The sequence below is a fragment of the Dyella solisilvae genome, assembly GCF_003351225.1.
Taxonomy (GTDB): Bacteria; Pseudomonadota; Gammaproteobacteria; order Xanthomonadales; family Rhodanobacteraceae; genus Dyella; species Dyella solisilvae.
In genome coordinates, this window is the sequence record NZ_QQSY01000001.1 from 940,263 (window position 1) to 952,707 (window position 12,445).

At 66.9% G+C, this 12,445-nt stretch carries 13 protein-coding genes; 3 read left to right on the top strand and 10 right to left on the bottom strand.

Going from position 1 to position 12,445, the window contains the following annotated elements:
• Positions 1 to 25: 25 nt before the first annotated feature.
• Positions 26 to 1,582, bottom strand: a complete 1,557-nt coding sequence (locus tag DVT68_RS04175) for a hemolysin family protein (RefSeq protein WP_114823760.1) — start codon at positions 1,580 to 1,582, stop codon at positions 26 to 28.
• A gap of 211 nt (positions 1,583 to 1,793) precedes the next feature.
• On the opposite strand from DVT68_RS04175, the gene DVT68_RS04180 reads away from it, so the two are divergent.
• The gene (locus DVT68_RS04180) at positions 1,794 to 2,618 is read left to right on the top strand and encodes a CPBP family intramembrane glutamic endopeptidase (RefSeq protein ID WP_114823761.1); all 825 of its coding nucleotides are present in this window, start codon (positions 1,794 to 1,796) and stop codon (positions 2,616 to 2,618) included.
• 49 nt (positions 2,619 to 2,667) lie between these two features.
• Here the strand turns inward: DVT68_RS04180 and DVT68_RS04185 are convergent, their stop codons facing one another.
• The 9 genes from DVT68_RS04185 to DVT68_RS04225 form a co-directional block, all read right to left on the bottom strand.
• Positions 2,668 to 3,237, bottom strand: a complete 570-nt coding sequence (locus tag DVT68_RS04185) for a Maf family protein (protein WP_114823762.1) — start codon at positions 3,235 to 3,237, stop codon at positions 2,668 to 2,670.
• Between the two features lie 29 nt (positions 3,238 to 3,266).
• A complete protein-coding gene (gene scpC, locus DVT68_RS04190) occupies positions 3,267 to 4,778 on the bottom strand; it encodes a succinyl-CoA:acetate CoA-transferase ScpC (RefSeq protein ID WP_114823763.1) in 1,512 nt (503 codons plus the stop codon).
• Between the two features lie 94 nt (positions 4,779 to 4,872).
• Positions 4,873 to 5,322 carry a GNAT family N-acetyltransferase gene (locus tag DVT68_RS04195; RefSeq protein ID WP_114823764.1) on the bottom strand — a complete coding sequence of 150 codons (450 nt, stop codon included), beginning with the start codon at positions 5,320 to 5,322 and terminating at the stop codon, positions 4,873 to 4,875.
• A gap of 205 nt (positions 5,323 to 5,527) precedes the next feature.
• Positions 5,528 to 5,998, bottom strand: coding sequence for a 23S rRNA (pseudouridine(1915)-N(3))-methyltransferase RlmH (gene rlmH / locus DVT68_RS04200; protein WP_114823765.1), 471 nt, complete (start codon positions 5,996 to 5,998; stop codon positions 5,528 to 5,530).
• Between the two features lie 85 nt (positions 5,999 to 6,083).
• Positions 6,084 to 6,476, bottom strand: a complete 393-nt coding sequence (gene rsfS / locus DVT68_RS04205; protein WP_114823766.1) for a ribosome silencing factor — start codon at positions 6,474 to 6,476, stop codon at positions 6,084 to 6,086.
• A gap of 74 nt (positions 6,477 to 6,550) precedes the next feature.
• The gene (locus tag DVT68_RS04210; RefSeq protein ID WP_114823767.1) at positions 6,551 to 7,618 is read right to left on the bottom strand and encodes an NAD(P)H-dependent flavin oxidoreductase; all 1,068 of its coding nucleotides are present in this window, start codon (positions 7,616 to 7,618) and stop codon (positions 6,551 to 6,553) included.
• Positions 7,619 to 7,713: 95 nt separating this feature from the next.
• Entirely contained in the window at positions 7,714 to 7,992 is a 279-nt protein-coding gene (locus tag DVT68_RS04215) for a hypothetical protein (RefSeq protein WP_114823768.1), read from the bottom strand.
• Positions 7,993 to 8,452: 460 nt separating this feature from the next.
• Positions 8,453 to 9,133: an NrsF family protein gene (locus tag DVT68_RS04220; RefSeq protein ID WP_114823769.1), complete on the bottom strand. Its 681-nt coding sequence runs from the start codon at positions 9,131 to 9,133 to the stop codon at positions 8,453 to 8,455.
• A gap of 5 nt (positions 9,134 to 9,138) precedes the next feature.
• Positions 9,139 to 9,663, bottom strand: coding sequence for an RNA polymerase sigma factor (locus tag DVT68_RS04225; RefSeq protein ID WP_114824379.1), 525 nt, complete (start codon positions 9,661 to 9,663; stop codon positions 9,139 to 9,141).
• A 264-nt stretch (positions 9,664 to 9,927) separates the two neighbouring features.
• Between DVT68_RS04225 and DVT68_RS04230 the strand changes: the two genes are divergently transcribed.
• Both DVT68_RS04230 and msrB read left to right on the top strand, forming a co-directional pair.
• Complete coding sequence (locus tag DVT68_RS04230) at positions 9,928 to 11,649, top strand: cytochrome c biogenesis protein DipZ (RefSeq protein ID WP_114823770.1); 1,722 nt, start codon at positions 9,928 to 9,930, stop codon at positions 11,647 to 11,649.
• Positions 11,650 to 11,678: 29 nt separating this feature from the next.
• Positions 11,679 to 12,296 carry a peptide-methionine (R)-S-oxide reductase MsrB gene (gene msrB / locus DVT68_RS04235; RefSeq protein ID WP_114823771.1) on the top strand — a complete coding sequence of 206 codons (618 nt, stop codon included), beginning with the start codon at positions 11,679 to 11,681 and terminating at the stop codon, positions 12,294 to 12,296.
• Positions 12,297 to 12,445: the final 149 nt, after the last annotated feature.

Below are 12,445 nucleotides of genomic sequence, written 5' to 3' on the forward strand. Positions count from 1 at the left end.
GCTCATTCGCGCGCCCGCCGCCATCTCAGGCGCCCGGCGTTACCTTCAGGCGCTCGATGCGGGCGCCATCCATTGCCACGACCTCGAAGCGCAGCCCTTCGCTGGCGAAGGCATCGCCCGCGCTGGGCAGACGCCCCAGCTGCTGCAGCACGTAACCTGCCAACGTGGAGAAGCTGTCGTCGCCGCTGAGCTTGTAGCCAAGCAGGTGTTCGACGCGCCGCAGATCCAGGCTGGCGTCGAGCATCCAGCTGCCATCGGCGTCCTGCACCGCGGATGGGTCGCCGCTGTCGTCATCGGGAAATTCGCCGGCAATCACTTCCAGCACGTCGGTGGGCGTCACCAGACCGAGCACGCTGCCGTACTCGTCGACCACCAACGCCACCTGCAGCGTCGAGCGACGGAACTCTTCGATGAGGCGCAGCACGCTGAGCGACTCGAGCACGGTAAGCGGCTTGCGCACCACCTGCTCCACCTCGATGTGGCCATGCTCGAGCAGGCTGGCCAAAAGATCGCGCGACGAAGCCACGCCAACCAATTGGTCGAGGTCATCGCCGGCCACCGGCAGCCACGCATGAGAGGAGGCGCTGACTTCCGCGCGCAGCTGTTCGACGCTCTCGCGCGGGTCGATCCAGGTGATCTCGGGGCGCGGCGTCATGATCGAACGTACCGGGCGATGCGCCAGGTCGAGCACGCCCTGCACCATCGCCAGCTCGTCCTTGCCGAACACCGCCATGCCGCCGTCGGAGGAAGTCGCAGTCGTCTTCGGCGTCGTGTCTTCGTCTTCGCCACCTACGCCGCCGAGCAGGTTCAACACCGCCGTCGCTGTGCGGTCGCGCAGGCTGCGCGCACTGCCGAGCAGGCTGCGTTGGCGATTGCGGCGCATGGTCTGGTTGAAGGCCTCGATCAGGATCGAGAAACCGATCGCCGCGTACAGGTAGCCCTTCGGGATGTGGAAGCCGAAGCCTTCCGCCACCAGGCTGAAGCCGATCATCAGCAGGAAGGACAGGCACAGGATCACCACCGTCGGGCGCGCGTTGACGAAGTTCGTCAGCGGCTTGCTGGCGCAGATCATCAGGATCATCGCGATCACCACGGCGATCATCATGACGGAGAGATGTTCGACCATGCCGACCGCGGTGATCACCGAATCGAGCGAGAACACCGCATCGAGCGCCACGATCTGCGCCACCACCAGCCAGAAGCGCGCGGGTGCGCGCTTGGCCGCGTCGTGGTCGTCGTCGGCTTCCAGTCGCTCATGCAGCTCCACCGTCGCCTTGAACAACAGGAAGGCGCCGCCGAGCAACAGGATAATGTCGCGCCAGGAGAACGACACTGCGTCCCAGACCAGGATGGGCTGGGTCAGCTTGACCAGCGTGGACATCGCGCCCAGCAGCGCAAGGCGCATCACCATCGCAAGGCTGAGACCGAGTATGCGGGCCTTGTCGCGCGCTTTCGCCGGCAGCTTGTCGGCGAGGATCGCGATGAACACGAGATTGTCGATGCCCAGCACGATCTCCAGCACCACCAGGGTGAGGAGGCCCGCCCAGGCCGTGGGATCGGTCAACCAGTCGAATGCGAACATGGGGCGACACCGAAGTGCCGGATTCCTCCTTGGAACACTCCCCCACTATACAGGGCCGTCTCGTGAACACCGTGACTGCAGCGTTCACCCACCGTGCCAAAGGACAGGATTGCGCCTGCTCGGCGGCAAGGGCTAGCGTGTCGATGCCAGACCGCAAGCGCGTTGCGCGCTGGCGCAACAACGCAGACACGCGCTCCTGCAGGACCTTTCGATGGATGCGAACCAACCGCAAGCCGCCCGTGTTTCACCATCGTTGGCCGCGCCTTCAGTGGCCGCGCCAGGCCTGGGCCATGCCTTCGGCCTGATCGCGCTGTACTTCCTGCTGCAACTGGCCGTCGGCGGAGTGATCAGCCTGCTGGTCGGCCTGCTGGCGGTCCTGCGACACGGTGGTGGAATCGGCGATGTGGTCCGTGAGGGACACGCCTGGTTGGGTCACTCCGACGTAAGCGCCATCGCGGTGATCGCGACCCTGCTGATTGCGGCGACGTGGATCGTGCACCTTACGCGGCGATGGTGGCCCACCCTGTGGGAGCTCAGCACGCTGCCGGGTTTTGGATTCACGCGTCCTCGTCCGCTGGTGATGGTGATGGTCGGGCTGGCGCTCGGGGCGCTGATGCCGATCGTCGGCGGCATGCTGACCGAGTGGCTGGCACGCGGACACGAGGTGAGCCAGGACATCAAGCAACTGGGCGCCAACATCCCCGTGCTGCTGCGGTTGCCGCTTGCGCTGATCGTGGTGAGCCTGGGCCCGCTGGTGGAGGAGCTGTTGTTCCGCGGCGTGCTGCTGTCGGCGGTCAGCCGCCACGTCGGCAACGCCTGGGCCATCGTGCTGACGGCGCTCCTGTTCGCCGTCGTGCATCTGCCGGACCTGTCCTTCCTCTGGTACGCGTTGCCCAACCTCGCCCTGCTCGGCCTGGTGCTGGGCTGGTTGCGCGTGCAATCGGGCTCGATCTGGCCAGCCGTGCTGGCCCACGGCATGAACAACTTGCTGGCCGTAGTGTCGTGGTTCGTGATGACGCCCGGCGGCGGCGTCTGAAGTTCGCGGGCGGGCGCACACCCTGCCGCCCCTTCGAGACGGCGATGAATCAGGCGCCGATCAACCCATGCGCGCGCAACAGCCGCGCCGTCTCGAACACCGGCAACCCCACCACGCCGGAGTGACTGCCATCCAGATGCGCCACCAGCCTGGCGCCGTGACCCTGGATCGCGTACGAGCCCGCCTTGCCGAACGGCTCGCCGGTGGCGATGTAGGCGGCGATCGTCGCATCGTCCAGATCCGCCATGCGCACGCGCGACAGACTGGTGTCGGTCCACTCGCCCTTGCGGCTGACCAGCCACACCGTGGAAATCACCTCGTGCACGCGCCCTGACAGGCGGCGCAGCATCGCCGCGGCGTCAGCGGCATCGCTGGGCTTGCCGAACACCTCATCGTCCAGCACGACCTCGGTGTCGGCGCCCAGCACGGCGGCTTTCGGATCACTCTGCGCGGCAAGCCCCGCCAGCGCCTTCTCACGCGCCACGCGGCTGACGTATTCGCGCGGCGATTCGGCGTGCGCGCGATGCTCCGGCACGTTGACGTCAATCACCTTGAACGTCACGCCGATCTGCTCTAGCAACTGGCGTCGGCGCGGCGACTGGGAGGCGAGGTACAGCATGAACCCATCCGGTGAGGCATCCAGGATGCCTACGGTCGCATATCGCCGGTCTCGAGGAAACGCTGGTGCCAGGACAAGGCCTCGTTCAGCAGGTGCGGCGTGTGCTTGCCACGGCTGCCGTGCAGGGCCCGATCGTAATAGTCCTGCAACAAGGGACGATAGATCGGGTGCGCGCAATTCTCGATGATGACCTTGGCGCGCTGGCGTGGCGACAGGCCGCGCAGATCCGCAAGGCCTTGCTCGGTCACCACCACCGCCACGTCGTGCTCGGTATGATCGACATGGCTCACCATCGGCACGATGCACGAGACGGCGCCGTTCTTGGCCGTGCTCGGCGTGAGGAAGCACGAAATGAAGCCATTGCGGGCGAAATCACCGGAGCCGCCGATGCCGTTGATGATGCTGGTGCCCGCGACATGGGTGGAGTTGATGTTGCCGTAGAGATCGGCCTCCACCATGCCGTTCATGGCGATGCAGCCAAGGCGACGCACCAGCTCCGGGTGGTTCGAAATCTCCTGCGTGCGCAGGATGATGCGCTTGCGGAAGAAATCGATGTCGCCCAGGAAGCGCTCGATGCCGGCCGGGCTCAGCGAGAACGAGGTGGCCGAGGCCACGCTCAGCACGTCGTTGGCCAGCAGGTCGAGCATGCCGTCCTGGATGACTTCGGTGAAAGCCGTCAGGCCACTGAAGCCGCCGTCACGCAGGCCGCCCAGTACCGCATTGGCGATATTGCCCACGCCAGACTGCAGCGGCAGCAGTTGCGGACTCAGGCGACCCTTGGCGATCTCGTGGCGGAAGAAGTCGATCAGGTGCGAGGCGATCTGCTTGGAGGATTCATCCGGCGGCGCGAAGGCGCTGTTGCGGTCAGGCGCGTTGGTCTCCACCACCGCGATGACCTTGTTCGGATCGAGGCGCAGGTACGGTTCGCCGATGCGGTCGTCGGGCTTCAGCAGAGGAATGGGCTTGCGATGCGGCGGCAGCGCGGTGCCGTAATAGATATCGTGCATGCCGTCCATTTCGAGCGGCTGCCAGTGGTTGACCTCGACGATCACCTTGTCCGCAAGATCCAGCCAGGTCTTGTTGTTGCCGACCGACGAGGACGGCAGCAGGCTGCCGTCGGGCATGATCGCGGTGGCTTCGACGATGGCCAGGTCGAGTTTGCCGAAAAAGCCGAACCACGCGTACTGCGCGACGTGGCTCAGGTGGATGTCCAGGTAATCCATTTCGCCGCGATTGATGCGCGCGCGCAGCTCCGGATCGGACTGGTACGGCAAGCGCAGATCGATGCCGTCGGCCCGCGCCAGGGCGCCATCGAGTTCCGGCGCGGTGGAGGCCCCGGTGAGGACTCGCACGCGGAAGGGCTTGCCGTGTTCATGCGCGGCGACCATGCGCGCAGCAAGCGCCTGCGGCACCGCCTTGGGATAACCCGCGCCGGTGAAGCCACTCATGCCGATCGTCATGCCGGGATCAATCAGCTCCGCGGCCTTCGCCGCCGTCATGACCTTGCTGGCCAGCCCCGCATGGCGGATGCGCTTGTCCACGATTGAAGTCTCCTGCGCTGCAATCGGAACATGTTAGCGCGGGGTGACGTCAAACCTTTGCCAAGCTAGACGATGGTCGAGTGGCTGGTTTGCCCTACAGCGTGAGGGTGTATTCGCGAAATTGCTCGTCACGCCGCCAGCCGAGCGACTCGTAAAGCCGTTGCGCAGCCTCGTTCGTGTGCGCCGTGGTCAGCGCCATGCGCACTGCGCCCAGTGCCCGCACATGGTCCGCCGCCTCGTGCATCAATGCCGCAGCCACACCCTGCCGACGCGCCTTCGGTGCGACAAAGAGATCATTGAGCAGATAGGTGCGCGCGGCCCGCACGGAAGAGAACAACGGGTAAAGCTGCACAAAGCCGATGCCCTCGCCTTCCGCATCCGTCGCCACCAACACCACCGACTCATGATGCTGGAAGCGTTCGCGCAGAAAGTGTTGCGCCAACGCCAGGTCCGCGGGCTGCTGATAGAACTGCCGGTAGGCATCGAACAGTGGCGCGACGAGATCAAGATCATGGATGCAGGCAAGGCGCACCGCGACGGACATGTTCAAATCCTTTGGTTGGGCAGAACGGTGAACGCAGTATGCGGCAGCGGGTTGGCGCGACGACATGACCACTTTTCGCCGGACTCGCGACCACGCACTCAACATGCTGAAGCGCACCCCGTGCGCGGTCGACGCGGAAGGAAACCTGTGCGCTACGGTGACGCTGCGCTGGCGCACAACGTGCGCCCCTACAGGCTATCTAGCTTCAGGCGCGGTGGTAGGGATGCCCGGACAGCAACGTGGTGGCGCGATAGAGCTGCTCGGCGAGCACCAGGCGCACCAGCATGTGCGGCAGGGTCAACGGTCCCAGCGACCAGCTCTGGTCCGCGCGCGCCAACACGTCCGGCGCGTGGCCGTCCGGCCCGCCGATCAGGAAGGCCAGGTCACGGCCAGACATGCGCCACTTCTCGAGCTGTGCGGCGAGGTCCTCGCTCGACCAGGTCTTGCCGCGACCATCCAGCGCGACCACGTGGATGTCGCGCGGCAAGGCCGCCAGGATGGCGGCGCCTTCGTCCTGGATCGCACGCGCGTCATCGCGCCCCTTGCCGCGTACGCCGGGCTTGAGTTCGACCAGTTCCAGCGGCAGCTCATGCGACAACCGCTTGCGGTACTCGGCGAAGCCTTCAGCCACCCAGGCGGGCATGCGTTCACCGACGGCGATCAGGCGTGCGCGCATGGATCAGTCAGAAAAATGGTGACAGCAAGGGGAGCCACGCGCGCGTCAAGGACAGCGCGTGGAACAGAACGCCTGGCCACGGGCATCAGCCCGCGTTGACGGCTTCGGCGTCGATTTCGCGGTCACCCACGGTCCACAGCCTTTCGAGGCCATAGAACTCGCGGATGCGCGGGAGCATGACGTGGACGATCACGTCACCCAGGTCCACCAGTACCCACTCGGCTTCCTGCTCGCCTTCCACGCCGAGCGGCATCACGCCCGCCTTCTTGGCGAACTTGACGACTTCGTCGGCGATGGATTTCACGTGGCGCGCGGAGGTGCCGGAAGCGATGACCAGCAGATCGGCGATGGAGGTCTTGCCGCGGACGTCGATCTCACGAATGTCCTTGGCCTTCAGTTCATCAAGCGCGTCGATGACATGCTTGCGAACGACCGCCGTGGTGGCGGATTTGGTGCTGCGCGGGGAGGTCTGACTCAAGTGCGGTTGCCTCGATGCGAATCGATGCGCGGGATGGCGCGGGGGCAGTATAACGCCCGCATCTCAAACCCTCGTCAAGAGAGACCCTGGCGCGCCTGGCCGTACTCCTCGAGCAAGCTTGCCACCAGCGCCGCGGCCGGCATGGCCCGCAGCATGCCCACGCCCTGTCCGCTCCACTCCGAGATCAGGTCTCCCCGCCCCGCCGCCGCGGCCGCGCGACGCAGCGGCGCGGTCAGGGCGTTCATCACCGGATAACCGGGCAAGCGCGATTCCACCGCGGCCATCGCCTCGACATAGGTGTTGCGCAGCCCGCGGGCCGCACGCCCGGAGAAGCTGCGGATGGTGGTGATGCTGCTGTCTTGCGCCCGACTGAGATCGCCCTTCCAGGCTTGCGCCGCCGCCGATTCCGGGCAGGCCAGGAAGGCCGTGCCGAGCTGGGCGACGTCCGCTCCCAGCACCTCCGCGGCCAACATGCCGCGCCCATCCATGATGCCGCCGCCTGCGATCAGCGGTTGCGTGACAGCCCGGGCCGCCAGCCGCAACAACGCAAACAGGCCGATCATGCCCTCCTCCGGACGGTGCAGGAAGCTGCCACGATGGCCGCCGGCCTCGGCGCTCTGCAGGCTGATCGCGTCCACATCCAGCGCCGCCCATGCGCGTACTTCATCGAGCGTGGTCGCGCTGCCGATCACCGCGATGTCACGCTGTTTCAGCTCGCGTACCTGCGCTGCCGTGAGCAAGTTGAACGTGAAGCTGGCCGCCGCGGGACGCGCCTCGCACAACGCAGCGAACTGTTCCGAAAAACGCGGCGCCCAGCGCTCCGGTCGGCTAGTGCGCACCGCCAGGCCTTCACGCTCCATCAGCGCGTCGAGCGTGGCGCGCGCAAACGCGATCGCCTCCTCGTCCTCTTCGAATTCGTCGGGCAACACGAACAGGTTCAGCGCAAACGGACGGTCGGTGAGCGCGCGTATCTTCGCCGCTTCGTCGAGTATCGCCTGAGGCGCGAGGTAGCCCACGCCATGCGAACCCAGTCCGCCCGCGTTGGACACCGCCGCCACGAGGGCTGGCGTCGAGGCCCCGGACATCGGGGCGAGCACGAGGGGCTGCGCAACCCCCAGACGCGCGAGGAACCGGGAAGGCATGGCGTGTGCTCCGCTTGGCTACCTTCCGGTATTACACCACGCCCGTGACAAGGCCCTCCCCAGCGACGGAGAGGGCCCTGTAGGTCAATCGCGGATCAGTGGCCGGCGGTCGAGGCGGCGGCCGGTTCGCTGCTCTTCTTGGCGCCGCTGTGATGCTTTTTCTGATGCGTGCTGCTCTTGGCGGCATCGCTGGCATCGCTCTTCATCGAATCGCTGGAGGACTTCATCGCATCCGAGCTGGACTTCATCGCGTCCTTGCTGGTGTCCTGGGCCGATTGCGTCGGGGTCGTGCTCTGCGCCATGACCGGTGACATGGCCAGGCCAAAGACGACGGCGGTCGCAAGGGCGAGTACGGCGTAACGGGAAACTTTCATGGGTACATATCTCCTGGAGCGGTTAGGTAACCGTGCGGCCAAGCCGCACTTCCATGGAACAGCCGCGATCGCCCCTCCCGGACAACCCCGGCGATCCGGCACCGGCACATGCCGATCCCGGCCACGCCGCATCTGCAGTCCTGCCCGATGCGAACGGTCCATCCCTGGTCCGTGAATCCACATCCGCGGCGCGTCCCCCATGAATCCGCGCCGGAACGATACAAGCGTATACCCGCATACGTTGGCGATTTGCGACAGGCCCGGATCGTCGTTCAGCATCAATATCGACAGGCAGCCGGAGGCGCCGGCCGATTGCTGCGGCGCTCATTGCAGCAAACGGCGGGCGAATTGGCTTCACAGGGCAGTTGATCCACGGGAATTCGGCGCGCCCCTGTGGACGTCGGTGACATCCGGTTCCATGGCAGCCACGTGCTGCGCCGCATCACCATGAATCGCGACCTCAGGCGCCCGTGCGATCCGCCTGTGTCCAGTGGGGTTGCAGCAGGCGACCGCCCATCAGGGCGTTGGCGGCAACGACGAGGGCGACGGCGACCGCATGGGTCAGCAGGTCGGTCGCGGCCACCGCAAAGCCGTGGCAGATCTCCAGCAGGGCGGCCGATGCCGCGGCGCTCGCCAGGCCGATCATGACCGCTGCCAGCACCGGCCGCAGCGGGCAGGCGCGGCGCAGCAGCCAGATCAGCAAACCCGACAAGGGAATCGACAGCCCGATGATGAATACCAGACAGTCCACGGACTGGTGCACGCCGGCCACTTCCGCCCCGGGCAACACCCAGTCGCGCAGGCAGCCCAGCCCGCTGGCGCCTACCCACAGCAACAGGCCGGGAAGCGGCAGCCAGGCCCAGCGTGCCGGTCGCCCCGGCACCCCCAGCGAGAACGCCGCCCAGGCCGCGCAAACGGCGGTGATGACGGCGCCAGCACCGGCCACCGCAATATCCGGCTCGGCCGCCCAGCGCCGGATCATGTGCTCCGCGCCATAGTGGTGCAGCAGCAGCGCCGCGATGGCCGCCACCACCAACAGCCAGCCCGCCGTGCGCAGCCACGGCGGCGGCAGGCGCCGCACCGGGGTCAGCTGGCCGCCCAGCGACTGGATCAGTGACTCGGTGAGTCGCGGCTCGCTCATGATGCTCAGGAATCTCCGTGGAAACGGGCACGCAGCGCCTTCATGGCGCGGTGCAGGTTGACCTTCAGCGCGCCAGTCTGGCGCCCGGTGAGCGCCGAGGCCTCGGCCAGCGAGCGCTCCTTCAGGCCCAACTGTTCGACTGCTTCGCGCTGTCCGGGCGGCAGGGCCTCGATGGCGTCGCGCAACCGCCGCGCCTCCTGCTCGCGCTCGGTGGCCGCGGTGGCGTCGTCGGCATCAGGGTGGGAGTCGTAGGCGTGCTCGTCATGCAGTTCGCGACGCCCGCGCCGCCCCTGGCTGCGCAAGGCGTCGACCGCGCGCCGGCTGGCGATGGCGCCCAGCCAGGCATCGTAGGAGCGCGTCGGATCGTAGGTGTGGCGCACCCGATGGACGGTAAGCAGGGTCTCCTGCACCACGTCATCGAGCAGGTCGTGCGGCACGCCCTGGCGGCGGGCGGCGGCGCGGATCTGCGACACCGAGTCGGCCAGCACGCGTTCGTAGGCCGCGCGGTCGCCAGCCTGCGCGGCGGCCATCCATGCCGCGCGCCGCCGTTCCGGCGAGTCGCTGGCGTGGGCGTCGGCGTCAGTCACGGCAGGGTCGATCCTTGCCCAGGCAGGAAGAGCCCTATCTAGAACCATCGTGCCGGCGGTGGTCAAGCTGGGTGGCATGGATGCAAGGTATGCGAAGGGTCTATCGGGTATTCGCCTGCCACGCGCCAAGCGTTACCAGCGTGTAGCAGGTAACCGTCGAGGCCTCGTCGCCGAATAAGCCGTGGAACTCCCAATGGACGCTGCGCCATGCTCGTGTTGATCCTCGCCTATCTCGGCGGTGTGCTGACCATCCTCAGCCCGTGCATCCTGCCGGTGCTGCCTTTCGTGTTTGCGCGGGCCGACCGGCCGTTCGTGCGCAACGGCCTGCCCATGCTGCTGGGCATGGCGCTGACCTTCGCGCTGGTCGCCACGCTGGCCGCGGTGGGCGGTGGCTGGGCCATCCGCGCCAACCAGTACGGGCGCATCGTGGCGATGGTGGTGCTGGCCGTCCTCGGTCTCACCCTGCTTCCCACCCATCTGGCGGAATGGATCAGCCGGCCGTTCGTGAAGCTGGGCAACAAGCTCTCCCAGCGCAGCGACGCAGACGGCGACTCGGTGTGGTCGGCTGCGGGACTGGGCGTGGCCACCGGACTGCTGTGGGCGCCGTGCGCCGGCCCGATCCTCGGCCTGCTGCTGACCGGGGCCGCGCTCGACGGCGCCAGCGTGCAGACCACCTTGCTGCTGCTCACCTACGCCGCAGGCGCGGCCACCTCGCTGGCCCTCGCGCTGGCCATCGGCGGTCGCGTGTTCACCCTGATGAAGCGCTCGCTCGGCGCAGGCGAATGGGTGCGGCGTGCGCTGGGCGTACTGGTGCTGGTCGGCGTGGCGATGATCGCGCTCGGTCTGGACACCGGCGTGCTCACCCGCGTGTCGCTGGCCAGCACTGCCGGCATCGAACAGAGGCTGATCAACGCCGTGCGTCCGGCGCCTCCTCCGCAGCCTGCGGTGCAGGCGGGCGCCCCGTTGCCGGTGGAAGGTGAGCTGCCTTCGCTCGCCGGCGCAACCCAATGGCTCAACACGGCGCCGCTCAGCGCAGAGGCGCTGCGTGGCAAGGTCGTGCTGGTGGATTTCTGGACCTACTCCTGCATCAACTGCATCCGCTCGCTTCCCTACGTGCGAGGCTGGGCCGACAAGTACAAGGACCATGGCCTGGTCGTGATCGGCGTGCACGCGCCGGAGTTTGCGTTCGAGAAGGAGCCGCAGAACGTCATCAAGGCGGTGAAGGATCTTGGCGTCGATTACCCAGTGGCGCTCGACAACGAATACGCGATCTGGAAAGGCTTCAGCAACGAATACTGGCCAGCGCACTACTTCATCGACGCGCAGGGCCGCATCCGTCATCACCATTTCGGCGAAGGCGAGTACGACCAGAGCGAGGACGTGATCCGCGAGTTGCTCACCGAGGCGGGCCAGAAAAACCTGCCCGGCGGCTACGTGCGGCCGGGCGCCCAAGGTGCCGAAGCGGCCGGCTCGGGCGACCCCACGCGCTCGCCGGAGACCTACGTGGGCTATGCCCGCGCGGAAAACTTCGCCGGTGGCCATGTCGCCCACGATGATCCGTGGACCTATCGCGCGCCGTCCACGCTGATGGCCAACCAGTGGGCCTTCGACGGCCGCTGGACCGTGCGCGACGAGAATGCGCGACTGGATGCGGCCAACGGGCGCATCGTGTATCGCTTCCGTGGACGCGACCTGCACCTCGTGCTGGGTCCTGACAGCGACGGCAAGCCGGTGCGTTTCCGCGTCACCATCGACGGCAAGGCGCCGGGCGCCGACCACGGCGCGGACATCGACGCCGACGGCAACGGCACGGTCGATGCGCAACGCCTGTACCAGCTGGTGCGCCAGGCCAACGGCAGCGACGAGCGCACCTTCGAAATCACCTTCCTCGACCCCGGTGTGCAGGCCTACGCCTTCACCTTCGGTTGATACGCGCGCCACGCGCGCAGGAGCCTGTCATGTCCCGCACTCAGGACCTTGTGAGGTTGGAGCGTCGCCGCTTTCTGCGCGCGGCGCTGACCGGCGGCACGCTGGCCGCCGTGGGCTGGATCACCCTGCCCTGGCTGCTCCGGCGAGCTGCCGGAAGCGCGGCCATGGCGGCCACGCCTCCGGCACAGGGCGCCGACGTCCTGCTGGTCTGCTTCGCCGACGACGGACACCGCCTCGGCAACTGCCATGTGCGCAAGCTGGTGCTCAACGACGCCCAATGGCATCAGCGGCTCTCCGATGACGCCTACTACGTGATGCGCCGCGAAGGCACCGAGCGGGCCTTCAGCGGGCCCCACGAAAAGCCGCCGGTACCCGGGCTATATCGTTGCCCTGCCTGCGATACGGCGCTGTTCGATGCAGCCACCCAGTTCGATTCCGGCACCGGCTGGCCCAGCTTCTGGCAGCCGATTGCGAAGCGGAATGTGATCGAGCGGCGTGACACCACCTTCGGCTGGGAACGCGTCACGGTAAGTTGCGCCGGCTGCGATGGCCACCTAGGCCACGTGTTCGACGACGGTCCGCCGCCGACAGGACTGCGTTATTGCATGAACTCAGTGGCGCTGCGCTTTGTGCCGCATCGATCCTGAGCGCGCCCGCCATGAACTTCGAAGAGTTCGTCATTCTCGCGAGGGCGGGAGTCCAGCGACTCATCTTTCCTGTGTGAGCAAAGTCACTGGATCCCAGCCTTCACTGGGATGACGAGCAAGAACCACGACGTATAGCTCGTCGTTCCCGC